Here is a 26,508-nt window from a genome sequence, read left to right on the forward strand (position 1 = left end):
ATTTCTCTTTTTTTATTAAGTTTTTGAAACGGGAATGGAAGGGTGAGGAGCGTAATGAAGCGAGGGTTATCTAAATTAGCAGATGTGCTAGTTAATCATTCCACTAAAGTGAAACCTGGTGACCAAGTATTAATTCAAAGTGTTACTGAAATAGATCCTATAGTAGTTCGTGAAATTATCAAGTCAGTGGAAAAAGTAGGAGGATATGCACATGTATCAATGCGTGACGTTTCTGTTACGAGGCAATTGATTTTGTCTGGATCTGAAGAACAATTTAAGTTATTTGCAGATTGGGAGTGTTATCGTTTAAGTAAGATGCAAGTATATATTAATCTCCGTAGTCCTAGAAATGCATACGAATTAGCGGATGTACCAGCAGAGAAAATGAAATTGTATCAAAAGGTATTTGGGAAGGCACATAGTGAAGCAGTGTATAAAACGAGATGGGTGACAACTCGAATTCCGAATGCTGCTTCAGCGCAAGAAGCGAATATGAGCACGGAGGCCTATGAGAAGTTTTATTACGATGTTTGTACGTTAGATTATAATAAAATGTCCAAAGCAATGGATCCGTTAAAAGAATTAATGGAAAAGACAAAGCAAGTGAAAATCATTGGGAATGGTACGGATTTGAATTTTTCCATTGAAGGAATTGGCGTTTTAAAGGGAGATGGTACAGATAATATACCTGATGGTGAAATATATACAGCGCCTGTTAAAAATTCAGTGAATGGGATAGTAACATTCAATACAGTATCTGTTCAACAAGGTTATGCGTTTCAAAATATAAAGTTACGTATTAAGCATGGAAAAATAATAGAGGCATATTCAAATGATACAGAGCGAATGAATCAAATTCTTGATATAGATGAGGGAGCAAGATATATTGGAGAGTTTGCACTGGCTTTTAACCCTTACATACTACATCCGATGAATAATACGTTATTTGATGAAAAAATAAATGGTAGTTTTCACCTAGCGATTGGAGATTCGTTGCAAGGTGCAGACAACGGGAATACATCAGCGATACATTGGGACTTAGTACATATTCAAAGGCCAGAGTATGGCGGGGGTGAAGTTTGGTTTGATGATGTACTGATCAGAAAAGATGGGGAGTTTGTTTTACCAGTGTTACTAGGATTAAATGAAGAGAACTTAAAAAAGTAGCGTATTTTGTTGTGGTTATGTAACGGAAACTAAAAGATTTATCATCTAAATTTACATTTATGCAATGTTAAAGTCTAGAAAGCTAGATTGGCGCGAATGGCTAATTGTGGATTGCAAAAAAAGACAAAATCTCTTAAAAAACACTTAATTTTTTATTCCATCAATCTTTACAATCCCTCCTTCGCCATAAAGGAGAAATGAATTTACAGCCGGGATTAACACAGCTACTTCGTTTTTCGATAAATAAGTAGATTGGAAGAGGGCCTACTTTTTAATGAGTGGGCTCTTTTTATTTTGTCGTTTTTTGTCGGTAAGTCGATATTCCGTGTCGAATCGCTGATATATTTCAAGTTATGAACGATATATTTGAAAAATCGCTGATATATTTCAAGTTATGAACGATATATTTGAAAAATCGTCGATATATTTCAAGTTATGAACGATATATTTGAAAAATCGTCGATATAAATTTCATATACCGTACTGAAATTGAAATTCAATACATTTTCAATTCAGAAAGATGACTTCATCATTTTTCCATGTAATAATAGTATCGTTACATATATTGTGAAAGAAGTACAAAAGGAGCGTCATTGATGAATTTATCTAAATTCCCAAGAAAAAAATATACAGAGTCATATACACCAATTGAAAAGTTAAACAACTTTTCTGAAGCACTTGGTGGCCCAACTATTTATTTTAAACGAGATGATTTACTTGGTTTAACAGCTGGTGGTAATAAGACGAGAAAGTTAGAGTTTCTAGTTGCGGACGCACAGGAAAAAGGTGCAGATACGTTAATTACAGCTGGTGGTATTCAGTCTAACCATTGCCGTTTAACTCTTGCAGCTGCGGTAAAAGAAAAAATGAAATGTATCCTTGTATTAGAGGAAGGGCTTGAGCCAGAAGAGAAGCCGGATTTTAACGGTAACTATTTCTTATACCACTTATTAGGTGCTGAAAACGTAATTGTTGTACCGAACGGAGCAGATCTGATGGAAGAGATGCAAAAAGTAGCGAACGAAGTGAGTGAAAAGGGTAATACACCATATGTAATACCAGTTGGTGGATCGAATCCTACTGGCGCAATGGGATACGTTGCTTGTGCGCAAGAAATTATGGCGCAATCATTTGAACAAGGAATTGATTTCAGTTCAGTCGTTTGCGTAAGCGGTAGCGCTGGTATGCACGCTGGTTTAATTACTGGTTTTTCCGGAACGCAAAGCCAGATTCCTGTAATCGGAATTAACGTAAGTAGAGGAAAAGCGGAGCAAGAAGAGAAAGTAGCAAAACTTGTAAACGAAACTTCCGCTCACGTTGGCATTCCGAACTTTATTTCACGCGACGCTGTTACATGTTTTGATGAATATGTAGGGCCAGGTTACGCGTTACCAACAGCGGAAATGGTAGAAGCAGTTCAGTTACTTGCGAAAACAGAAGGTATTTTACTTGATCCAGTGTATACAGGTAAAGCAGTAGCGGGACTAATCGACTTAATTAAAAAAGGTAAATTTAATAAAGAAGACAACATTTTATTCGTACATTCAGGTGGTTCACCAGCTTTATATGCGAATACGTCTTTATTTGCGTAAGTAAAAAAGCATTGGGTATCCAATGCTTTTTTGTTATATACCGGAATTATTAGAAGGTGAGAGGGGGGATTATATGAGTTCAAATTTAAAATGGATCGTATATATGGTACTTAGCATTTCTGTTTTATTAATTTTATTTGTGGCTTATGGGGTGTAGTCGTATTTCACATCTTAAAAGCATAATGGAAGTGAACCATTATATATATTAAAGGCTGAGAACACTCTTTTATGTACACCTCCACGTGAATTGGAACTGCTAATCTGGTCCTGATACCTTTACTTTCTGTTCATTCTAGTTGTTTTCTTTCTTTGCGTATCCCTTATTATTTCACATAACCATGATTAATTTTAGTTAGCTCTTCATTGATGTTAAAAATTCTTACTCTAATATCTTTAACACCAGATGCTTGAAGTCTGTTCTTGTGCATTTCCCCATATTTTTCAGCATCTTGTTTTTCTTCAAATACATAGATGCCTCCAGCTTCTTTTGTTTCTTGATTTTCTGTCCATATTTTCCAATGGAACCCTTCTTCTTCGTTAATACTTTTTGCTAAATCCCAAAATGCTTTTTCCATTTCTTCACCAAAAGGACCTTCGAACGGAAAATCAACTTGTAATAGATATGCCATTTTCACTCACTCCTATTTTCAATGTAAAGTTCACTGGAAATTTCTTTGATTTGATAGCTACTTGATAAAGGTTTCCTTTGTATAAAAAATTGCATCCCATTTGTTGGCTGATGATGATTTTTTGATTCGAATGATGGTAATGTCTCAGTTAATCGTACTGCTATTATTATTCTGCACTAAAAAGTAAGAAAGCTAACAAACCAATGCCAATTCACATTTAGTATATCAGTTAAGAGACCAGCAAGTAACGCTCCAAATGCTAAGTTACACACATTATATTATCTTAATTAGCCACTAAAATACGTAAGATTAATTCCATTACTCAGAAATTCTGAAAGTCATAAGGAAAAGAAGCTAACAATAAATTGTTAACTTCTCAGCGTGAGGAAAAATAGTATCTTTCCTTATTTTCTACTATCTAGGTTGTGATTTAATATTTGTAAGATGAGCATCGAACATATCAATTATTTCAAGAAATCTATCAGCTTCACGGAAAACATGGTCTGCTAATAATGGATGAATGATACTCTTTATTTTGCATTGCTCAATTAAATCACGTGCCGTTTTCTTAAAATCCCGAAGAGATGTAACTGACACACGATTTTGATCTAAAAATTGATCTAAAAGAGGAACAGTTTGAGATTGTGGTTTCATAGATTCTAAATCAATTGCTTGATACATCAATTCATCAAAATCATTGCTAAAATTCCGGGCTGTATCTACAAGCTTTCTTTCCGATGGATCAAGAAGATGACCAATAAATTTAGCATGGTCTGCCATAATCCTTAAAAAGAAAACATTTTCTTTAATAATAGCATCAGGAAGAGCATCTAATTTACCTTCATTTAATTCAATTAAACGTCTTCTAAAATAATCAGCTTCCCTACTTGTATGGTCAACTAACAGTGGAAAATTATTTTGTCCTGGCAATTTACATGTGAGAATTAATCCTAGAATTTTTCGTTTAAATCCCCAAATATTAGTTGCAGCTTGTTGTACTTCTGAATTAAATCTTTTTATTTGCCCAGGATCTGTTTCATTTGTATAGGAATACGCTATTTGTTCGATATGTTCAAACAATCGATAAAATTGATTAGCCTCTTCGATTAATTGGGTATCCTCGCATCTAAACCCCAATCGAAGAAAAAAAGAATGCTCCTTCATGATTCTAGACCAAAAACGAATTTCATTTAATGATCGTTCAACAAACATTACAGATGTAACACCCGTATCAGGATGTAATGAGGTTTCATTTCTATTCATTCTTAATCCCCCCAGTAAATACTAATCTAGTTCTATTCTTATGAGTAAATATATATATAAATACCATCAATAAAAATTCATTATTGATAGCCAAAAAAGCTCACTCCGTATCTATCTTTATATGAATGTATGGGATTGATTTTGACTTAGAAAAATAATAGGTAAATAATTTGACACTTAAAATGACCAATTATTTTACCAAGAGATTAATGCCTTATGGAGTTACCCCAGAGCAGAGGGGGATTATTATTCTTTAACGTCTTAGCGTTTCTCGCTATATTGACAACAAGTATTGTTGTTGGAACCGTTTTTGGAGCAACTTGTTCAGTTAGATTGATAGGCATAGAGTGAGAACACTTGTTATAATAATTTATTACTTGTAAGGGACTATTCAGTGTGAATTGAAAAAAATATCTACCATTTTTCTCTGTCGTTCTATTAAAAAGTCTAAATTTATCAATTTAATGCGATAAAATCTAGTAAAAAATAATGAAATTTCAGGGAAAATCAGGTACACTAGTCAATGGTTTTGGTTTAAAATCGATTGACGTTAATGTATACGGGGGAAAGATTGATGAACAACAATCAAGTAAATGAATCAGTTGAAGAAGTGGGTAAGAAACGGGTAAGATCAAGAAAACGTTTTACAAATTGGAAGCTAATCGCAGCGGGTGTTGGTATAATTGCACTTCTCATTGGGGGAATGAGTTATTATCAGGCAACGCATTTCAATTCAAATGTTACGATTAACGACACAAAAGTCGGTGGTCTGAGTGCTGATCAGGCAATGCAGAAATTAAAAACTTCTGGACTAGCAAATAAAGTCTATGTCGATCAACAGCAAATTTTAGATGAAAAAGATACAAAAACGGAACTTACGGAAAAAGATTTGCCGCAAGTTGAGAAACTATTAAAAAGTCAGTGGACATTTTTCCCTTCTGCAAAGGAAAAAAATTATTCATTGCTACCAGAAGAGGTAGATCAGTATCGTAGTAAAACGATGAAAAAACTTGTAGAAGAAAAGCTCATCTCTATGAATGAAAAATTAAAAGCGCCTCAAGATGCTATGGCGAAGCTTGAACAAGGAAAAATTGTTATCTCCAAAAGTGTTGAAGGAAAACAGTATGACGTTGCGAGTCTACTAAAAGATTACGATAAGCAGAAGCATAAAAGCGAGATTCATTTGAAGTCTACATACATACAACCTATTAAAGAAGACGATCCGATTATCAAAAAAGAAGAGAAAGCACTACAGAATCTTCTTGGGCAGTCCGTTGAATATAAAGTGCAGAATGAAGTGTATCCTTTAAAAGCAAAAGATTTAATTCAAAATGCATCTATGTCAAAGGATATGAAAGTGACAATCGATGAGAGCGACATTAAGAAAAAGATTGCTGAAATTAATAATGCTAAATCTACATTAAATAAAGACTTCGCTTTTAAAACACATTCTGGTTCGGTCATATCAGTAAAAGGACAAGGATACGGCTGGGCATTAGATGTTGAAAAAGAGACAAAACAAGTTGGGCAAGCCTTTGAGAAAGGCGAAAAATCGCTTTCTGCTTCTAATATTCACGGGAATGGCTGGGATAAAGAAGGTATCGGTTATGAAACAACATCGAATAATGGCATCGGAGACACGTATGCGGAAGTTTCAATTGCAGAGCAACAAATTTGGATTTACAAAGATGGAAAATTAGCAGTCACAACAAATGTAGTAACTGGTAAACATAGCACGGGTGAAGATACATCACCAGGTGTGTGGTACGTCCTATACAAACGAACACCATACACGCTGAAAGGCAGCGCAGTAGGTAAAGCTGATTATGCAGTTAAAGTAGATTACTGGGTTCCATTCACAAATAGCGGTCAAGGATTCCATGATGCCGGCTGGCGAAAAGACTGGGCAAATAATGCCTATTTAACAGGCGGATCAGGCGGGTGTGTGAACCTTCTTCCTAATGTTGCAAAAACTGTTTATGATAGTTTGAGCACGTATGATCCAGTTATCGTGTACTAGAAAATAGCTACGTATCAATAACTTAAACGAATAAACAAAGCAGGAAATCTTACCTGATGGTACATGAAAAAACACCTCTTGCATTCGCATACTAAGTGCAAATGCAATAGAGGTGTTTTTGTTTGAAGACAACAGTTTATTGCTTATAAGAAACAAAGTGGCAAGAGATTGAGATAAAAAAATAAGTGTTCAAATAGTCAATAATAATCGATAATGAATATCGCATATTTTAAAAAACTCCTAACAAAATTTGTTAGGAGTTTTTTCATGTTTCTACTCTACTATTTTAAAAGTGGGACCACTACATCGTTATCAAGCTAACAAAACAAAATAGCATCTAATATGAAAAAATACGCTATTCTTTCTGAAGAATCATAGGAAAGGAGTACTTGATATATCACCGCTATAAAAGTATCGGTCCAATCCAAGTGTATAGTTGTGACGTGTTGAATTCAAACTTGATACTTTAGATTCACAGATTTTTCTCCAGTCGTGCGAATTTGATTACGTATAATTACATCACAACTTGTCATTGTAACTTTGTTATCTTGCTGTTACATTCCAAAATGCGTACAACAGCGTACCTTCAAGGTTATACTGAGTCTGGAGGTGATTCAGAGTGACATACGATCGGAAAATGAATTCGAAACAAACTAATTCATAAACTGATTTTTACAAGTAAATTCCATCTGTATTTCAATTGGTTTATAAACGAATGCTTAATTATTTTTCGGAAGATGAGCTTTTCATTAGCCAAGAGAGTTTTAAAGACCAAGTCTTCATTTTGAAACTAAAATCGCTATTATATTAGGCTTCGAATTTTTATGTGGTACAGACATTAGTTGAAAGATAGGTTTTTCCTGTTCTTATTTAGATCGTTAACTTGATAATTTATAAATATGAATTTAATGGGGGGATATTATGAAAGATAGCAAACGTTTTAATTTTCACAAGCTTTGGCTAGGACAGTCTATAAGTTTATTAGGTACTCAGTTTACAATAGTAGCTTTGCCGCTTTTTGCATTAGAGGTGTTACAAACAAGTGAAGCAAATGCCGCTATGATTCGCGGGGTTATATTCGTCCCATACCTAATTTTCGGGTTAGTAGCCGGTGCTTTAATAGACATTTTTCATAGGAAAAATGTCTTGCTAATTTGTAGTTTATGTCAAGGAGTATTGTTTTTATCAGTATTCATACTGACTGTAACAAATATTATAACGTTCCCTCTACTGGTATTTATCATGTTTTTAAATGGAATATTCACCACATTTTACAACATTGCCATTCCTTCTTTCTTACCGGAAATACTAACAGATAAAGACAACTTAAAAAAAGGAAACGCTCAACTAGCACTTTCGGAGTCTCTTTCTATAGTAATTGGTCCTATGCTTGCTGGAATCGTCATTACTCTAGTCGGATTAACAGGCTCATTCACTGTTGACGCAGTAACGTATTTTCTTTGTTTTATGTTTGTATTATTTATTTCAAAGTTTAAACCACATACAGAAGGTTCTTTAAAAGACGTAAATTTAAAATCTATATACCAAAACATATATGAAGGTTTGGTATATTTCAAAAAACACCCTGTATTGGAACCAATTGTGACATGTGGTGCTGTTTATGGTTTTTTTAAATACATATTAAATAGCATTTTAGTAATATTCCTTTATAAGGTAATGGGTCTATCTGAAATTGAAATAGGATTTGTTGTAGGTTCAGCAGCGGTGGGGTTTTTAATAGGTAATACGATACTCATGAAAAAAAGTCAACAAATTAATAATACAAAAATGCTTATTTATAGTGCCACTGTATCAGTTACCGGTTTGGCTTTTATACCGATAATGGGATATATGGGAACAGTTTACGGAATAGTAGCCGCAAGTATCATACATGGTATGGGAGAAGGTGTATTTGGCCCTTACGCTGCAACTATACGACAACTTGCCTCACCAAATCACATGCTAGGCCGAGTAAATGCTGTACAGCGTACGCTGAATTGGGGAGCTTGGGCATTAGGAAGTTTTGCTAGTGCATTTTTAATTTCTATATTTGGGCTTCAAACTACGTTATTTATAGGGGGATTCGGAACAACATTGTGTTTAGTGGCGTTGTTAAGACGAGGTGTATCAAAAGGAAATGATATTGAATATACGAGTTCATTTTAGGGGAGATGATTATGATGCATAAGGTATTAAAAGGAACTGACATAGAAAATAAAACACACATTTTATTTATAGGGGGATGGACAAAGCCTATACAAGATGCATTAGACAGTGGCTATACTGTTTCGTACATAGGATCGTACGCTAAACACATATATTTTGATGGGACTATCTTAGGAAAATGTTTCTATAAAAAAGAATTAGACACGACAAACATACCCTTGTCTATATACTATGCTGAAGAATTATTCAAAGAGAAACCCTTTGATGTGGTTGTATCTTTCAACGAAACAGCATTAGATACAGCTTGCATAATTGCAAAGATTTTTAATGTTAAAGGGCCTTCTTACAATGCTAATATGATAACCCGCAATAAAGACATGATGCGTGAAATGCTAGCAGGTAAAGACTTTTCGATAGATTCGACAGTTTGCAATAACATTAAAGATATTAATAAATTTTTGAACAAAAAAGATAGTATTATAATAAAGCCCTCGATTGGCGCAGGTGGTAAAGGTGTATCTAAGCTAGACACGGGAGATGACGTAGAGGTATTTATTAAAAAAAATGGTATTCAACTACCTGTTTTAGTGGAAGAGTACATTGAAGGTGATGTAGTTTATACGGTTGAAACCGTTTCGTATAACAAAAAACATTCTATACTAGCGATATCAGCTGAAGTATTTAAAGAAGATACGTTTATAATAAACTATACTATTATGCCGGCACCTATAGATGAATCTCAAAAACAATTAATTATGGAAAAAGTAATGCTATTTTTGGACGACATGCAAATGGAAAATGGCATTACTCATACAGAAATAAAGTTAGAAAAACAAAATAAGCCAATAATCATAGAGTCTCAAGTTAGAATAGGTGGCGGCAACATCTGGAAGATGGTGGAACTAACAACTGGCATATCTCAATTTGGATACTATTATGATGCGCTAGTTACTGAGACTATAGATGAATTTAGATGTGTACCATCAAAATGTCAAGCTATGTCTTTAAGCTTAATTCCAAAACCAGGTTGCTTAAAAGAAATCAAGTATAAAGGGTTAGCTAACATATCCGAGGTCGTATTAATTGATCTATTAGTAAAAGAGGGCGACACCATACCAAATATTGTGGATAGCACTCAGCGCAAAGGATGTATATTATTTACGGCTAATGATATAAAACATATGTACGAGGTTGCAGAGGAGATATGTGACAATATAACGTTTGTTTATCAGGATTTATCAGAATGGAAACCTTCTTTTAAAAAATATATGTAAAAAGAAATGTAGCAAATGACTGGTCTATATAAAAAAGAGAAATTTTTGAATTCCCTGATAGTGTTAAGCCTAAGCAAGATAATTAACCATCCAATGCAAGAAAGTTCAGGTAGCTAATCGCATATGTTTTATGGAAAGGATGTGATTGAACTATGGAACGGCCGAATTGGGGAATTGGAGGATTAGTATTCGTTGGCTGCATGTTTCTTGGCGGAGGAGTGGGATCTATATTAGGTGATACTCATGCTGGATGGCTAATAGGGATGGGTGCTGGATTTATTGGGATGGCTTTAACGAGACTGATCAGAAAGTAATGTAACTGGGATTCTTCTTCTGGTAAATAAGGAAATATGTATGTAAGTAATTCATGGCATAAGAGCTCTATAAATTATAGTTAGCATCTTCTCTTTTGTATTTGTCTTTTCTAAATTTCTCCATACATAGTTACGATTCTCAAGTCGGAGGATGGCACCTTAGGGTGTCTTTTTTATGCTCTTTAAAAATGTCTTACCATATAATAGCTGAGTTTTGCTTTCAGTCTCCGATGTCCATTAAGCATAAAATAAAAATTCTGCACCATTTAAACTCTAATAACAATTTATACGATCAAGAATAATTGAGTTAATAGCTTTCGGTAGATTGCCATCATCTTTTTTATAATAGAATAGATTCATTACCGTTTCAGACATATGTATGCATTCATATCCTAATAGTAAAAGGGGGGATTTAAGGTATGGCATGTAATGATGAATCAATTTGTCAACAATTTGCAAGAATTATCGGCGGACAAGAAGGATTCGCCGGCGGGAAATGTGTGGCAACGATAAATCGGGATGAAATACAAGCTACAATCTTAGGAAAACGTTTTAGAGTAACAACTTCCTTCTCATTTGAATCACGAGATAATAAAACTGGACGAGCATTATGTCTAGGGCGGGTAGCGCTCTTACAAAAGGAAGTTACAGAATTTGTTGCTGCAATTATTAAACAAGGAATAATCGTTTCGTCTATACACAATGAGTGGTTATGTGATAATCCCAATTTGATTTACGTTAATATCGAAGACGTTGATGATCCACTACATTTCGCTAGAAAAGTAAGACGAGCGTTATGTAATTAACAAATTTATTTAGTTATGAGTGATTAGGTTAATTAGAATATTTTAGAGTGCTAAATGTTATATTAGGAAAACAAATTTAAGTGAATAGTTTTATAAAATAATAGAGGGCATTCCATATTTGGAATGTCTTTTCTTGTTGGAAATAAATAAAATGAGAGGACTTGTAAACAACGGGAAACCGTGATAATATCAAAAACGAACTTATTGACTATATTACCCAAAAGGTCATTTGGAGGTGGAGATGTGGCAGTAGATCGAAAACATTCTATTATTGAAGCTGCAACAAATTCTTTTTCAACGTTTGGTTATAAGGCAACAACAATGGACCAAGTTGCAAAGTTAGCGAATGTTGGGAAGGGAACGATTTATACGTTTTTCAAAAATAAGGAAGAATTGTTTGGTGAAATCATTTTTAATTTGATTACAGAAATGAAGCAAGTAGCAGAAATGACTATCGATTCAAATGAACCATTTTTTGAAAACGTACATAGTACTTTATATAGTATTTTAGAGTTTCGAAAAGATCACCAACTCATGATTAAGCTTATTCAAGAAGAGCGAGATATGGGAACAAAAGAAGTGCAAGATGTGATGAAGCAACTGGATGCTACAATTATTACGTTTGTTAAATCGCGTCTTGAAGATGCCATTGCTAAAGGTGAAATTGTGGAATGTGATCCAGAAATTACAGCATTTATTATGGTTCGTTTGTATGTAGCTCTTATTTTTGATTGGGAAAAACACCATGAACCGTTAGAAAAAGAGCATATTGCTAAACTTTTTGAATTATATTTATTAAAAGGATTGTCAAAATGAGATAATCCTCTTATTATTATAAAATATGACCAATTGAATAATTCAGTCATGTGTCAGTGGGGGAGGAAATGTAAGAAAATACAAACATATACGAGAAGATGAATTGTTCGTTATTTTCTTCTTTTTTTTGCAAAAATTGACTATATGAACAAAGTGGTCAATTATTTAGGAGGAGGAGTAAACAATGCGAGGATTGAAACTGCTTGGAAAAGAGTTTGCTACCATTATGAAAAACAAAAAAATCTTAATTCCAATTATTGCAGTCTTATTTATTCCAGTATTGTACGCTGGTATGTTTTTATGGGCGTTTTGGGATCCATATGATCAATTAGAGGATTTACCAGTTGCAATTGTAAACCTTGATGAAAGTGTAGTGTACAATGGAAAACCGATTGAAGCCGGTAAAGAACTTGTTGATAATTTGAAAGAAAAAGAGGGAGAGGGCTTCAAATGGGAGTTTGTCAGCGAGAAAACAGCAAAAAAAGGAATGGATGATCGCAAATACTACATGACGATTCGCATTCCAAAAGATTTCTCGAAAAATACAACAACATTGATGGATGCAAACCCGAAAAAATCAGAACTAGAGTACATTCCAAATGAAAGCTTAAACTTCTTATCTTCACAAATTGGTGGATCAGCTATTGAAAAAATTAAAGGAGAAGTTTCAGCTGCAGTAACAAAAACATATGCTGAAACAATGTTTGATTCATTACAAGATGTTTCTAAAGGCTTTGCGGATGCGAGTGAAGGTGCTGGTAAGATTTATGATGGCACAGGGAAATTAAAAGACGGTTCTGGGAAAGTAACAGATGGATTGAATAAGATAAATAGCAAGACTGGTGAAATGCAAACTGGTGTTGGAAAACTATTAAGTGGATCTCAGCAAATCGAGGGCGGCTTAGGAAAATCAATAACTGGCTCCCAGCAAATTACGGGAGGTTTAGGACAGTTTGTCGATCCAAAAGGAGAGTTTCAAAGTGGTTTAGGCCAATTATCAGGCGGTTCTAAACAGCTAGCAGATGGGCTTGTTCAATTTCAAGAAGGGCAAGGAAAGTTAGCTGGTGGAGCAAAAGAAATTCAAAAAGGTATGAATGATTTACATGGTGGTTTAGAAAAATCATCAGCTGGCGTTCAAGAAATGCAAAAGAAATTGCCAGATTTAACAAAAGGAACTGAAAATCTTAGCGCAGGTGCTTCCGAGTTAGCGCAAGGTGCAACAAAGTGGCAACAAAAAGCAAATGAGTTAAGTGGTGGCGCTGATAAAACAGCAAAAAGCGCTCAAGACGTTGCGAACGGTTTAGTTGCTTTAAATGAACAAATCAAAAATCTACCTGATGGTGAAGCGAAACAACAATTACAAGCAACTGTTCAACAATTAGAAGCAGGTAGCAAAGGTGTGGCAGCAGGTACAGAACAAGTGTCACAAGGTGTGAAAGGACTTGCTGGAAAAACAGATGAAATGAAAGACGGTGCTACAAATCTTGCCGGTGGCGCAAATGCGATTCATGCTGGTCAGGTAGCGCTTCAAAATGGTGTTGATCAATTACAAAATGGTCAACAGCAGCTTGTTGCTGGCGCCGGTAAATTAGCAGAAGGTCAACAGTCATTTGTAACGAATTTCGAAGTGTTTGGTGAGAAATTAGGAGAAGCATCAAAAGGTGCAAGTGGTTTAAATAGCGGTTTAAATCAACTGTCTAGTAAAGCAACAGCAGGTCTAGGTCAGTTATATACAGGTTCAAATCAATTAACAGGTGGCTTAGGTCAGTTATATACAGGCTCAAATCAACTAGCAGGTGGTTTAGGTGAATTATCTTCTGGTTCAAAACAAATGGCAGACGGTATTAGCCAGTTAGCAGACGGTTCTGGCAAAGTAACAAACGGTCTTGGCGAAGCAAATGACGGTTCAAAAGAACTAGCAACAAAACTTGGCGAAGGTGCTGAGAAAACAAGTGAAACAAAAGGTGACGAGAACAAATATGACATGTTCGCGAGTCCTGTGAAAGTGGAAACTGAGAAAGTAACAGAGGTTCCAAACTACGGAACAGGCTTTACGCCGTACTTCTTATCTCTTGGTTTATTCGTTGGGGCATTGTTATTATCTATCGTGTTCCCGTTACGCGAAACAGTTGGTATACCGAAATCAGGATTTAGCTGGTTTATTAGTAAGTTTGGTGTACTACTTGCCGTTGGTGTGATGCAAGCACTTGTGGCAGACGCAGTGCTACTGTTTTGGTTAGGTGTTGAAGTACAAAGTGTTCCATACTTCATATTATTTAGTATTATTACAAGTTTATCGTTTATTGCGATAGTTCAATTTTTAGTAACAGCTTTCAGCGATGCAGGGCGTTTTATTGCAATCCTGACATTGATTATACAATTAACAACAAGTGCGGGTACATTCCCACTTGAGTTAATTCCGAAACCGCTGCAAATCTTTAACGCATGGTTCCCGATGACATATTCTGTATCAGGATTTAAAGCAGTGATTTCAAGCGGAGACTTCAGTTATATGTGGCAAAACGCAGGTATTTTAATGATCTTCATTGTTCTGTTATCACTTGGAACAATTGGTACATTAACTTGGATGCATAAGCGTCAATACGGAAAGCTTGCTGATGCAATTAAATAATATAAATAAGACGAACAGTCCTTTACTTGATTTTTCTAGTCAAGTGAAGGACTGTTTTATATGTAAGGAAAAAGTATGACGATTACCTTCACGGCAGATTTACGACTTCCACTCCAATAATCAAAACCTAAAATATGTAAGCATAGAAACAATCTTTAAAACTTTTTTCTTATAGGGATCCCCATACATGCCCATCAAGCTAAGGTTTTGAAGTATTTATTTTTTGTTAGCTTAATAGTGATGTGGTGGTATCCCTTATAAAACATGTAATTATTTTTAAGCATCGAATTTATTTTTTTATAATATTCAAACCGATTTGTCCATCTGTACGTTTACATAGAACGAAGGGATAAAAATTCAGACACGATTACAAAAGGAGGGAATCAAAAGACGTATAGTAAGTATATTTGCACAGATTCAAACACCCTGTTTACCTGCTGGGCTTACGTGTACCTATGGAAGTTATTCGTTTGTCTTGAAGATCTATTATGTGAAAAAATTTAACGAGGTGAAGAAATGTTAAAAAAAATGAAAATTAAAGGTATATTGGTTGTAGCTTTGATGTTTGTTATTATTCTTCCGACTGCCATTTTTGCTTCATTTACTGAAAATAAAAGCTCCATGGAAAAGGAGAGCTTTGATGGAAGCATCACTAACAACTCCCTCGCTATAAGTCCCGATGAGCAGATTGCGATTGTTTCAGATAGTCGCGAACAATCCATCCGTATTTATGACCTTGCTAAAGGTACTTTACGCAAGAAAATCGATGGCTTTGTTACACCGAGAAACATCGTGTTCGTTAATAATGGTTCAGAATTTGTTGTCTCGGACAGTACGCTAGGCACTTTACGATTCTACAACGCAAAAAGCTTAACCTTAAAGGATGAAGTCGTAGTCGGTCCAGGTGCATTCGGCACCAGCGTCAGCCCGGATGGAAAGACGCTGTACGTGAACAATCAGGCACATAGTTCTGTAACCGTCATAGACCTTGAGAAACGCAAACCGACTGCAGTTATTACTGGTTTCTCCCAACCACGCCAAGGTATTACAGTCTCTCCGGATGGAAAATATGTGTTTGTAACAAACTTTAAAGGAGATAAGGTGTCCGTAGTTGATGCAGCCACTAAGAACATCGTACGTGAGATTGTTGGTTTCTCTATGATTCGTGGAATCTCCGTGACTGCCGATGGTCAAACATTGTATGCCGCAAACAGCGGTCGTGACAGCATTTCCGTGGTGGATATCTCTCTAGGACAAATCGTTAACGAGATAAAAGTTGGACGTGAGCCATATGGTGCAGCCTTGTCGCCCGATGGTAAACTGCTTTTTGCAAGCAGCAAGGCGGACAATACTATCGATGTGATTAACGTCTCTGATAATCATGTGATTAAGACAATCAGTGGTTTCACAGAACCACGGCAAGCCATTGTCTTTAGCCAGGACGGAGAACGCGCTTATGTCCTTAATCGTGACCTCTCCATTTCCCGTGTGAATGTAAAAGACTTATCCATCACCGATACGATTCGTGATAAGTCAAATAAATAGGTTCTTGTGCAAAAAAATAGAAATATCTGGAAGTGATATTTTAAACTTGGACATACTGATGCTAGTACTCTAAAAAAGGACGTGATCAGTATGTTCAAAACCAGAAAAAATTCATCCATCAATTGTTTGGACTAACAGCATAAAATACAATTCCGCTAGAAATATATGCGCTATATTCTCTTTTATTTTATCTTTGTACCAAGACCCTTCAATATATTTTCTCCAAACTTGGTACTTATCTATCATAAAAACATGCATTACTTACTTTGTTTATCTCTAAACCAAATTTTCAATGATTGTTTTAAATTAATATGAAATTTTTAGAAGAAACGTATGTTCGTATTCGAGTTGATATGATATACTAATAATGTAAATATATTCCGAATTTTCGTATCTGAAATTTCAGATTTGTGAGAGAATAGGTATTAGTATATATAAATGATATAACGATGAATTCATAAAAGAACTAGGGAGGCAGTGAAGATGGCAGTCAGTACATATCAGTTGTTTCAACATCTTAATATAACAGGGGAACAAGAAGAATTAGCGTTGCGTTACTTGCAGACGAGAGATGAAGAAGTTTTAAAACATATAGAACAAACGACGATTCGCGAAAATAAGCGTAGTGATTTTTCTTGGCAGTTTATGAATGATTTTAGGAAAACGTATAAGCAAGATTCTGGGTTTTTTCGGTTATTTTATCATTTGCTAGAGGATCAACTGTTGAATGTTCTTCTCGTGCGTTTTTCATATATGAGTTTTCCAGATATAAAGGTTTATTTCGAAAAAAGCGGTCTTTCATTCGATAGACTTGTAGTATGTGCATGTAAGTATTTAACGAATCTTTCACGTTCTGTAAATGAAGCGGATGTTTTTCTTAGACAATTAATAAAGGAGAATCCGAAATATATAGAAGAGCAGTTACAAGTTATAACAGGACAGCAAAAATTACTTTTACTTCTCGTTATGTTAGATGCAGATTATGAGAGATTTCTACCTTATCGTTCTTTACTGGAAGATGAATTGCAAGAGCAAGCGGAGTATATATTGAGGTTAAGCGGAGCAGAAGAGAAGATTGAAGCAGCCAAAAGGTACGTTCGAGGTGAGTCTGTTAGTAAGGTATTAGCTGGTGGGTCTTTACCTGATTTTACTTGGCAGCAAATCTTTCGTATATATCCGCATTCGGATGTTGCAAGAAGATATATGGAATTGTTAATGAAATGCTCTACTAAAAATTTTATGAATTATGCAATTTCACATGTCAGCCATACTCTTGAACAGTCTGGAAATTACAAAAAAACAAAAGGTTTTTATGCGCAATTGTATGAAACAACCCGAGATTTGTGTGAGCAATTTGGTATTTCAGAGGAAAGGTTTTTCGCATATCGCCTTGCGCAGCATCAGTTAGGTATTGTTGATTTTGATCGCGTATATGAATACCAATTGTTGTTTCGTATGGTGGAAGAGCAACCGGAATTTGTGAAGCGTACACTGCAATATGTAAGTAAAAGTCATTATCTTTTTGTATCAATGCTTTTAGCGGAAAAAGGGTACGAGTTACATAGAAACAGAGTACGTGAAGAGTTTTTAACGGTTGTCCTTCAAACGAAATCATCTGACGTACGTGGTACATATCGTGACTATTTATTAGGCAATGTATCATTTGAGGATATGAAGCAACTATTCGAAAGTTCGAAGTATAGAAATAATTACTGGAGAATGCCTGTTTTAGAAATCGCATTACTTTGGGATATAGAGGAAGCTGCAAAGAGAGAAGCAGCTCTTACGCTTCAACTTGGGAGAAATTACAGCTATCACTATAGTTTATACGAACTTCTGCAGCGGTATGCTGCGATGGAGAACTCACCAGAACAGGTGCTAGAAGATCTGCTTTCCTACGGTTTATCGATGGAGAAACTCGTTTCTTATTCCATTGAACAAGCTTTCGGGCATAGTGAGAAGCGAGATAAGGCGACGGAGGCACTCGTTCGTTCGTTTGTAAAAGAACGGACATATGTAACGGAGAACTTCGCGGAGTATTCTGCAGATGAACGAATTTTTATTTTGGATGAGTTGACAAAGGATAACGCGGTTCAGACACGTGATCTTCTCATTCAAAGTCTTGGGGATTCTTCTAAAAAGGTACGTATCGCTGCAGTTGAACTTCTTACAAAAGATACGGAAGCTGCAGAAGATGTAGCAAAGGAATTGAATCATAGAAAGAAAGTTGTACGCGAAAATGTAATGCAAACACTTTTATACTATAAATCTGAAAAATATACAAAGCTTGTACAAGAGGCTTTACAAGAAAAGAAAAATGCTTCTTTGATGGAGAAATTTGCTCCATTGCTTAGCGATGGAGACTTAGAAGGAGCATCAGGAAATATAGAAGCTCTTTGCGCACGTATTTTAACGCTGCAAAAAAGGAATGCACTTGTGCAGTGGCTCGAATTTGAACCACAAATTCGTCTTCGGGATTCCGAAACAATTGCAGATGCAATGATTCCACTTGCATATTTTCAGCAGTATATATCAGATTCTGTTATTGAGAAGAAGGAAGTAGCAGAAGCGATTAGCGCTACCCTTAATGAACAAGACTTGAAGGAAAATATACAAGCAATCTATCAGCTATGGGTTTCGCAAGGCGCGGAATCGAAGAAACGCGGTATTCTTTCGCTATATGGTATGTATAGTGATGATGAAATGGCGATGCAGCTCAAAAAGCAGATTGATGAGTGGGCACTTGGCATGCGCGGAGCTATTGCTGCTGCAGCTGTTCAGGCGCTAGCGTTGTCCCCGTCACATATTGGACTTATGTCTATTCATGCGATGTCATTTAAGTATAAACATAAGCAAGTGCGTAATGCTGCGAAAGAAGCGCTGAATCTCGCTGCTAAAACGCGTGGTATTACAGAAGAAGAGTTAGAAGATCAACTTGTTCCACACCTTGGTTTTAATAAACGTGGTGAAAAGACAATTGATTACGGAAGCAGGACGTTTACTGCCTATTTAACTCCTAACTTGAAAATCGAATTAAAGACAGAAGAGGGGAAACGACTGAAGTCGCTTCCGAAACCAAATGCAAAAGATGATGCGGAAAAAGCGGAAAGGGCTAAGGCGGAGTTATCTTCTATAAAGAAACAGCTTCGAGGTATGATTACGATGCAAACTCAGCGTCTTGAAACAGCGCTTTCTCTTAATCGCTATTGGTCACAAAATACATGGCAGTCTCTGTTTGTAGAAAATCCAATCATGCAGCAGTTTGCTATCTCCCTTATTTGGGGTGAGTATAAGGAAGGGAAGTTGCTTGCGATGTTCCGCTATATGGAGGATGGCACATTCAATACGATTGAGGAAGAAGAGCATGAACTTACGCCAGATACCGTTATTGGTTTAATCCATCCGCTAGAATTGTCCGAAGAGGAACGGGAATTATGGAAGGAACAGCTAGATGACTATGAGGTGACTCAGCCATTTCCGCAAATTGACCGTGAAGTATTTCAGGTTGAGGAAAATGAGGAAGTTACTGTGGAGAGGTTTGCTGGTATTGAGATGAATGGTCGTTCGCTGTTTGGTAAGATGACGAAGCACGGTTGGAGCCGTGGATCGGTTCAAGATGCCGGTGTATATTATACATTCTATAAAGAAGATACTCGCGCTGGATTAGGGGCGGAGCTTGCGTTTGAAGGGGCACCGGTTGGGTATGAAGGCGAGGAAGATGTGTGCGTCTTTGAAATTCAATTTTACAAAGCAGGCACGGTGAGCCGTGGTTCATATGACTACGACGAAATTAATCATGAGAAACGTGTTTTACCAAAGCAAGTATCGGAACGCTTTTTCAGCGAAATCTTATATGATATAAAACGGGCAACAGAATCGAACCTTGGCCGTGATGAAAACTGGCGCAGTAAGCGATAAGAAAGGAAATGACATATGCAGTCTATTAAACCATTAATGGAAGAATTATATGAAATAGAATTGAATGCGTTAGAAGCGAATGATTCGTTTCCTAAACCACCTAACTGGCGATTGTCGCCACGTGCCGTCCGTACGTTTATTATCGGACAAGAAGAACCACTTCTTTTGGAAGGGAAGGAAGTAGAAGTTAGTCGTAAGTTTTATGGGAATGATGCACTTGTGGAACGAGCGATTGTCACATTAGCGGGAAATCGCGGACTTATGTTAATCGGAGAGCCAGGAACAGCAAAGACAATGTTGAGTGAGCTACTTTCTGCTGCGATATGTAGAAATAGTCGCAACACTGTGCAAGGAACAGCTGCTACGATGGAAGATACAATTAAGTACTCGTGGAACTATGCGCTTCTTCTTGCGAAAGGACCTGTAAGAGAGGCGCTTGTGCCAGGGCCACTTTTCGTTGGTATGGAACAAGGGATATTAACTAGATTTGAAGAATTGACGCGATGCCCGCAGGAAGTGCAAGATTCATTAATCAGCGTTCTAAGCGATAAGGTGCTGAATATTCCAGAGTTTGGAGAACAAGGAATTCTTACAGCAAAGCCAGGCTTCAATATTATCGCGACGGCTAACACACGCGATCGCGGTGTGAATGAGATGAGTAGTGCATTGAAGCGTCGTTTTAATTTTGAAACCGTACATCCAATTAAGGATGTAAAACTAGAAGCAAAAATAATAGAGTCACAAGTAACGCGTCTATTAGGAGCGTCGGGTATCACGCCAGAAGTGGATGAGACGGTTGTTCAGCTGTTAGCGACTGTTTTTCATGAATTACGAGAAGGTGTAACCGCTGAAGGGAAACGAATTGATCAACCTTCTTCTGTAATGAGTACTGCAGAAGCCGTATCTGTATATTATCAAAGTGCAATGGATGCCTACTATTATGGAAGCGGACAAGTGAAAATGGATGCGCTGGTTCGGTATTTATCGGGCACAATTGCGAAAGAAAATAAGGATGATTTAGAAAAGCTGCGCAGTTATTTTACAAGCATCGTTAGGGCGCGAGGTCAAGTAGGGGGAGAGGTATGGAAGTCGTTTTTCGAAGCTCGCAATCAGCTGAAGTAAATGCATTGTTTCAAAGAGCTTACAATTTAGATCACAACGTCGTATACGTGCCAATTCGCCATCATAGTCCTGCGTGCTCTTTTCATGTACAAAAGATCGTTTCATTATATAAACCGGATGCAATCCTTATAGAAGGACCGATAGATTGCAACCCTCTTATTCCGCATATTGTGAGTGCAGAAAGTGAGACCCCGATTTGTATATATTGCAGTTATGATGATAAAACGGATGTGCTTGAAAGAGGAGAAAGTGGAAAGTACCGTGCGTACTATCCCTTTCTTGACTATTCACCGGAACTTGTCGCGCTGCGGGAAGGAACTGCACAGAGCATTCCTGTTTCATTTATTGATCTTCCTTATAAAGAATATTTATTTTTAGCAAGAAATGAGGAAGAGAATGGGAAGTATGACGAACAATACTTTCGACATAGTCAATATGTCCGTATGCTTTCGGAAAAAACTGGGTGTCGAAGTTTCCATGAGTTTTGGGAGAAATACTTTGAGTTGCAAGGCTTTCATATGACAAGTGAGGAGTTTGTCCGTCAGTTATTTCATTATTGTTACTATACACGCGCGGATTACACGCAGGAGATGCTGACAGAAGACGGTTGCGAAGCTAGGGAGATACACATGGCCAAGGAAATTGAAAAAGCGCGTAAAGTGTATGATAAGGTGCTTGTTATTACCGGAGGCTTTCATGTGAAAGGACTTCTTGAATTAGAAGGAAAACAGAAAAAACTGTCCAAAAGTCCATTGTCTAAAACATATGCCAAAAACTGTCTTATGCCGTATTCTTTTTTAGAAAGCGATCAGACCCGTGGCTATGAAAGCGGTATGCCTGCACCTGCTTTCTACCAACATATTTGGGAGAACAGGGATGAAGCGGTAGCTGAGCAATTTATGATACGAATTGCTAGGCAGCTAAAGGCAGAAGGTATATCAATAGCAGATGAGATTGAAGCTGCGCGAATGATACGTGAACTTGCGCTACTTCGCGGAAAGATGCAACCGGGATTGTATGAGCTGATGGATGCAGTCCGTAGTGCATTTGTGAAAGGTGAGATATCCTCGGTAGATAAGTCTTTAACGATGCTTCAGACGAGTTTGCAAGGGACAAAGCGGGGCAAAGTGTCAAAAGAAGCGGATGTACCGCCGCTCGTACATGATTTTCGTGCTTCTGTTCGTTCGTTTCGTCTTCCAGCGCGTTCTACTGTACCACACGAGACGATTCTTGACATATATAAGAAAGAACGACACCAGCGTTTAAGTCAATTCTTTCATTGCCTCACTTTTTTAGGAGTTCCATTTTGTGAGAAGTTGCGCGGTCCTAATCTTGCGAGAAAGCAGAACATCAATCTTATGCGCGAAACTTGGAAATATCGTTTTTCAGCACAAGTGGAAAGTGCTCTTATTGATTTATCTGTGTATGGCGGAACGGTGAGGGAAGCCGCACAGGAAATGCTAAGAGCAAAGTTACACAAGGCAAAGGGACGAGCTGGTGAGGTGGCCCTTTTATTACTAGAATCCTACCTAAGTGGTTTGTTTTCCGACTTTTCTATATACATCCAATTTATAGATGAAGCTATACAAGAGGATGGAGATTTTGCTTCAATGGCAGATTGTGCTTACTATTTATCACAAATAGAAAAAGCAAATCAGCAAGCGGATCATGCTAGACATAAAGCGCTTTCGTTATTTTCTGTTTTAGATGGAGGCGAACCAGCAATTATTGCGGAAAAGCTTATTGATTTGTATACAATGCAGCCTGCAGATCAGCAATTTATTGAAGCGTTGGAGCTTTATTTGCAAAAGAAAAAACGAGAAAGCCAAGTAGAGGGAGCAGTATTTGGGCTGTTAACTTCCTTAGCGAAGCGGACGGTAGATGAGGTCATACAAGTGGCAGAAGGATATTTTTATGGAAGTGGCGATATGCAGAAGCAGGCTCCGATATTTTTGAATGGTTTATTGGCTGGCGCAAAAGATATCTTTTTATATAACGAGTCACTGCTTGACGGGATGTCTCATGTTCTAGAAGTACTTGATGAAGAGACATTTTTACAAGTGTTGCCGCACTTGCGCCTTTTGTTCAGCCAATTCACGCCGCTTGAGGTGGATACGATTGCTAGACAGGTGGCCCGGTTATATGGCGCGACAGAAGAAGTGATAAAAGAAGAAGCAATTTCAGAAGATGCGCTCGCGTATGCAATGCAATTAGATCGGAAAGCACGGGAGATTTTAATGAGACGGGGGCTAGAAGATGGAGAATAACATTTCTTTAAATCGCTGGCGTCTTGTCCTTGGAAAATATGCGGATGACCAAATCACATTTCAGGAAGAAAACCATGCATACAGGGAAATGGATGAGGTGCTGGAGTTTTTATACGAACGGGAACGCGGAGAGGAACGTGGCGGGTCGCTGGATCCTTCTCAGTTAACAGTGCCTACTTGGGTTTCGAAAGTGCGGGAGTTATTTCCTCAAGAAACAATTGAAATTATGGAAAATCATGCGCTGGAAAAGTATGAATTAACGGCTCTATTACAAGATAAACAAACACTGGAAAAAATGGAGCCGAATATGAATTTATTAAAATGTATTTTGCAATTTAAGGATTATGTAAAGCCGGATGTATTAGACACAGCTAAGCGTATTGTAGCGAAAGTCGCTGAGGAGTTACGCCGTAATTTAGAGCAAGAAGTGAAGCATGCTTTAAGCGGTAGACCGGACCGGAATCGCTCTAGCCGCGTGCGCATGATGCGTAACTTTGATTTTAAGAAAACGATTAGAAAGAACTTAAAGCATTTTGACAAGGAAACGAGCACCATTCATATTGAAAAACCATACTTTTATGCTGCGACAAAGCATGTTAGCCCATGGCGTGTGATCCTTGCAGTAGACGAGAGCGGAAGTATGATTGATTCTGTTATTCATAGTGCAGTTATGGCAGGCATTTTTGCAAGTTTACCGACGATTAAGACAGATCTGTTCATCTTTGATACAGCTGTTGTTGATTTAACGGATCGTATTGAAGACCCGGTGGAAACGCTTATGAGTGTACAGCTTGGGGGAGGTACATATATTGCTCAGGCGCTGCGCTACGCAACGAATAAAATCGAGATGCCTCATAAAACAATTGTCGTGCTTGTAACGGATTTATATGAAGGTGGCAGTTACGCTGAAATGTACCGAGAAGCGATGAAGATTGTAGAATCAGGAGCAAAACTGATTGTGCTTACTTCTCTTGATCCGACTGCACAGCCTTTTTATGATAAACAGGCAGCTAAAAAAATGGCGGCGCTCGGTGCTCATGTAGCCGCGTTAACACCAGGGAGGTTGGCACAGTGGATCGCAACAATCATTTCTTAAATGTTCTTTCCTCTATTGATGAAACATATTTAATCGCCATGTCCAACAAAGGAACATATAAGAGAGCAGTGAAGGATTTGGCTGTTGCAACAAATATCAAAATGGACGTAGAAGAGGGTGCAGCGCAAGTACATCTTGATGATGAAACTACTGTAACGTTTACGGGAGATATACGCAGTTACTCCTGCACTTGTGAAGCACGCTCGATTTGTAAGCATGTCATTATGGCTTTATTAGAAGCAAAGAAGATGTACGAAGGTGAAGAGAACATAAAAGTTGATTTCTCTGCCCTTTTGAATGTGGACGTTCGCAATATCGTCCCCGAAAAAATGTGGGCTGAAATGATGTTCCGCGAAACATTTCAGCAAAAGTTTATTTTGGAAGAAGAGGGTGCTTTAATTACCTCCTTTCCAGAAGAAGATATAACGGTTCGTTTTCTGACAGCTGAATCGGTAGCTGATGCGATTTGTACATGCAAAGCAGAGGGAATATGCCGGCATAAGGCGGAAGCGATATATTGGTATCAAAAAGAGAGAGGAATCTCGCATGAAACGAAACAGATGCAGCCTCTTATTATTGCACCGGATAAGCTATCTATTTTCAAAGAGATGATTGAGCAAATTGTTCACTTTGGATTAACACGTCTTACCGAAAATACAATCTATGAAATAGAACAACTTTCTGTAAAAGCGCGTTCTTTGAAACTAGCAAAGTTAGAAAATTTATTTCGTAAGCTGGGGGCCGATATTAGGCTATACAGGATGAAACATGCATCTTTTCAAATGGCATCCTATCGGCAAACGCTGTCCGCGATTTATGAATACATTGTGTTGTTAGAACGGCACCGTCTGCAAGAGAGTCCGTTTCGTTCGGAATACTATGAAGTTCCACCGCTTACTTTGCATGCCTTTGGCGCATCCGGCTGGCAAACGAAGTCCGGTTATGTTGGTGTGACATATTATTTCTATAATCGAGAACAGGAAAAGTGGATCACATATACACAGTCACGCCCCATGTTTTATGAAGGGGGCAACACAACTTCTGAAGAGCTCCATGAAAAGCAAGTTCCATGGGAAATTGCAGGGAAAGGATACGAATTGTCTCGTTCATCTTTCGGGTTAAAGCATGCAAAACTTAACGCCGATTTTCAACTGTCATCTAGCTCACAGACGGTAGGAGAAGTGGAAGGGAAAACAAATGTGGCAGAGTGGCAATCTCTCTTTTTAACCTCATGGGAAGACTTACTAAAAAAAGTAAAAGAGAACAGGTTAGAGACAAATAAACAGGGAGTCTTTTGTATCGAAGTTGCGGAAATAGGAGATTGGCTGTTTCAGAAGCAAGAACAAAAATGGATCGTACCTCTTATCGATAAGAATGGTAAAACATTGCAAATGCAAATGATGAAACGACCAGAAAACGAGCGGATGATTCGACTTGTAAAAATATATTTGGACTCGCTATATGTAAAGAAAATGTTAGTCCATCCTTATCAAGAAGGAACGAAGCTCGTTGTTACACCTGTTATTTTATATACAGAAACAGGAGAAGTTATAAATATTACACTCAATGAAGGGGAAACGTTTTATGATAGAGTTAGTACGCATAATCGATGAATTAGAACAAGTTCTAGATGAGATGCTTATTTCAGGAGCGGGGACTATACCACTTTCTTTGTTCCATGATATAAAACGGGAATGCGAAAAGTACGGACTAACTTATGCTGCCGCGCAGCTGCTTGTCATAGAGGAAGAACGAAACAAAGCCCGCTTTCTTCATAAAGAAGAAACAGGGAAATTGACGGAAGCGTTTTGCAAGTTGCAGGAATATATTCAAGTTGTAAAGGCTGAAATGCTACATTTATAAAGATGTGATTGAATAGGA

Annotated in this window: 18 protein-coding genes and 2 pseudogenes; 18 read left to right on the forward strand and 2 right to left on the reverse strand. The window is 37.3% G+C overall.

What is annotated here, in order from left to right; genetic code table 11:
* Positions 1–54: 54 nt before the first annotated feature.
* The 3 genes and pseudogenes from ACQKNI_RS01535 to ACQKNI_RS01545 all read left to right on the forward strand — a co-directional run bounded on the left by ACQKNI_RS01535 (position 55) and on the right by ACQKNI_RS01545 (position 2,759).
* Positions 55–1,167 carry an aminopeptidase gene (locus tag ACQKNI_RS01535; RefSeq protein ID WP_088229627.1) on the forward strand — a complete coding sequence of 371 codons (1,113 nt, stop codon included), beginning with the start codon at positions 55–57 and terminating at the stop codon, positions 1,165–1,167.
* 179 nt (positions 1,168–1,346) lie between these two features.
* Positions 1,347–1,418 (forward strand): annotated as a pseudogene (locus tag ACQKNI_RS01540) (DUF4073 domain-containing protein); the annotation flags it as partial.
* A gap of 345 nt (positions 1,419–1,763) precedes the next feature.
* A complete protein-coding gene (locus tag ACQKNI_RS01545; protein ID WP_088229626.1) occupies positions 1,764–2,759 on the forward strand; it encodes a D-cysteine desulfhydrase in 996 nt (331 codons plus the stop codon).
* A 323-nt stretch (positions 2,760–3,082) separates the two neighbouring features.
* On the opposite strand, the gene ACQKNI_RS01550 is transcribed toward ACQKNI_RS01545, so the two are convergent.
* Positions 3,083–3,388 carry a monooxygenase gene (locus ACQKNI_RS01550; protein ID WP_098840856.1) on the reverse strand — a complete coding sequence of 102 codons (306 nt, stop codon included), beginning with the start codon at positions 3,386–3,388 and terminating at the stop codon, positions 3,083–3,085.
* 414 nt (positions 3,389–3,802) lie between these two features.
* Positions 3,803–4,651, reverse strand: a complete 849-nt coding sequence (locus ACQKNI_RS01555) for a DUF2935 domain-containing protein (RefSeq protein WP_088229623.1) — start codon at positions 4,649–4,651, stop codon at positions 3,803–3,805.
* A 182-nt stretch (positions 4,652–4,833) separates the two neighbouring features.
* On the opposite strand from ACQKNI_RS01555, the pseudogene ACQKNI_RS01560 reads away from it, so the two are divergent.
* The 15 genes and pseudogenes from ACQKNI_RS01560 to ACQKNI_RS01630 all read left to right on the forward strand — a co-directional run.
* Positions 4,834–4,899 (forward strand): annotated as a pseudogene (locus ACQKNI_RS01560) (MarR family winged helix-turn-helix transcriptional regulator); the annotation flags it as partial.
* Between the two features lie 326 nt (positions 4,900–5,225).
* Positions 5,226–6,671 carry a L,D-transpeptidase family protein gene (locus ACQKNI_RS01565; protein WP_088229622.1) on the forward strand — a complete coding sequence of 482 codons (1,446 nt, stop codon included), beginning with the start codon at positions 5,226–5,228 and terminating at the stop codon, positions 6,669–6,671.
* A gap of 921 nt (positions 6,672–7,592) precedes the next feature.
* On the forward strand, positions 7,593–8,837 hold the full coding sequence (locus ACQKNI_RS01570; protein WP_088229621.1) for an MFS transporter: 1,245 nt from the start codon (positions 7,593–7,595) through the stop codon (positions 8,835–8,837).
* A 14-nt stretch (positions 8,838–8,851) separates the two neighbouring features.
* A complete protein-coding gene (locus tag ACQKNI_RS01575; RefSeq protein ID WP_427282223.1) occupies positions 8,852–10,111 on the forward strand; it encodes an ATP-grasp domain-containing protein in 1,260 nt (419 codons plus the stop codon).
* A gap of 152 nt (positions 10,112–10,263) precedes the next feature.
* A complete protein-coding gene (locus ACQKNI_RS01580; protein WP_000441003.1) occupies positions 10,264–10,425 on the forward strand; it encodes a hypothetical protein in 162 nt (53 codons plus the stop codon).
* A gap of 419 nt (positions 10,426–10,844) precedes the next feature.
* Positions 10,845–11,231, forward strand: coding sequence for a DUF1259 domain-containing protein (locus ACQKNI_RS01585; protein ID WP_088229620.1), 387 nt, complete (start codon positions 10,845–10,847; stop codon positions 11,229–11,231).
* Positions 11,232–11,474: 243 nt separating this feature from the next.
* On the forward strand, positions 11,475–12,047 hold the full coding sequence (locus tag ACQKNI_RS01590) for a TetR/AcrR family transcriptional regulator (protein WP_088229619.1): 573 nt from the start codon (positions 11,475–11,477) through the stop codon (positions 12,045–12,047).
* A 184-nt stretch (positions 12,048–12,231) separates the two neighbouring features.
* Complete coding sequence (locus tag ACQKNI_RS01595; protein WP_427282131.1) at positions 12,232–14,679, forward strand: YhgE/Pip family protein; 2,448 nt, start codon at positions 12,232–12,234, stop codon at positions 14,677–14,679.
* 516 nt (positions 14,680–15,195) lie between these two features.
* A complete protein-coding gene (locus ACQKNI_RS01600; protein ID WP_088229617.1) occupies positions 15,196–16,224 on the forward strand; it encodes a WD40 repeat domain-containing protein in 1,029 nt (342 codons plus the stop codon).
* 483 nt (positions 16,225–16,707) lie between these two features.
* Positions 16,708–20,142 carry a DUF4132 domain-containing protein gene (locus tag ACQKNI_RS01605; protein WP_088229616.1) on the forward strand — a complete coding sequence of 1,145 codons (3,435 nt, stop codon included), beginning with the start codon at positions 16,708–16,710 and terminating at the stop codon, positions 20,140–20,142.
* Positions 20,143–20,157: 15 nt separating this feature from the next.
* Positions 20,158–21,264 carry an ATP-binding protein gene (locus tag ACQKNI_RS01610; protein WP_088229615.1) on the forward strand — a complete coding sequence of 369 codons (1,107 nt, stop codon included), beginning with the start codon at positions 20,158–20,160 and terminating at the stop codon, positions 21,262–21,264.
* Complete coding sequence (locus tag ACQKNI_RS01615) at positions 21,225–23,531, forward strand: DUF5682 family protein (RefSeq protein ID WP_427282132.1); 2,307 nt, start codon at positions 21,225–21,227, stop codon at positions 23,529–23,531. The genes ACQKNI_RS01610 and ACQKNI_RS01615 overlap by 40 nt, the downstream gene beginning before the upstream one ends.
* Complete coding sequence (locus tag ACQKNI_RS01620; protein ID WP_088229613.1) at positions 23,521–24,627, forward strand: VWA domain-containing protein; 1,107 nt, start codon at positions 23,521–23,523, stop codon at positions 24,625–24,627. Before ACQKNI_RS01615 ends, ACQKNI_RS01620 begins: the two co-directional genes overlap by 11 nt.
* Positions 24,603–26,240 carry an SWIM zinc finger family protein gene (locus ACQKNI_RS01625; protein ID WP_098252525.1) on the forward strand — a complete coding sequence of 546 codons (1,638 nt, stop codon included), beginning with the start codon at positions 24,603–24,605 and terminating at the stop codon, positions 26,238–26,240. The genes ACQKNI_RS01620 and ACQKNI_RS01625 overlap by 25 nt, the downstream gene beginning before the upstream one ends.
* On the forward strand, positions 26,212–26,490 hold the full coding sequence (locus ACQKNI_RS01630; protein ID WP_098356820.1) for a hypothetical protein: 279 nt from the start codon (positions 26,212–26,214) through the stop codon (positions 26,488–26,490). Before ACQKNI_RS01625 ends, ACQKNI_RS01630 begins: the two co-directional genes overlap by 29 nt.
* Positions 26,491–26,508: the final 18 nt, after the last annotated feature.

Origin of the sequence: Bacillus sp. NPDC094064 (genome assembly GCF_050279585.1) — a bacterium.
In the GTDB taxonomy this organism is placed as follows: Bacteria; Bacillota; Bacilli; order Bacillales; family Bacillaceae_G; genus Bacillus_A.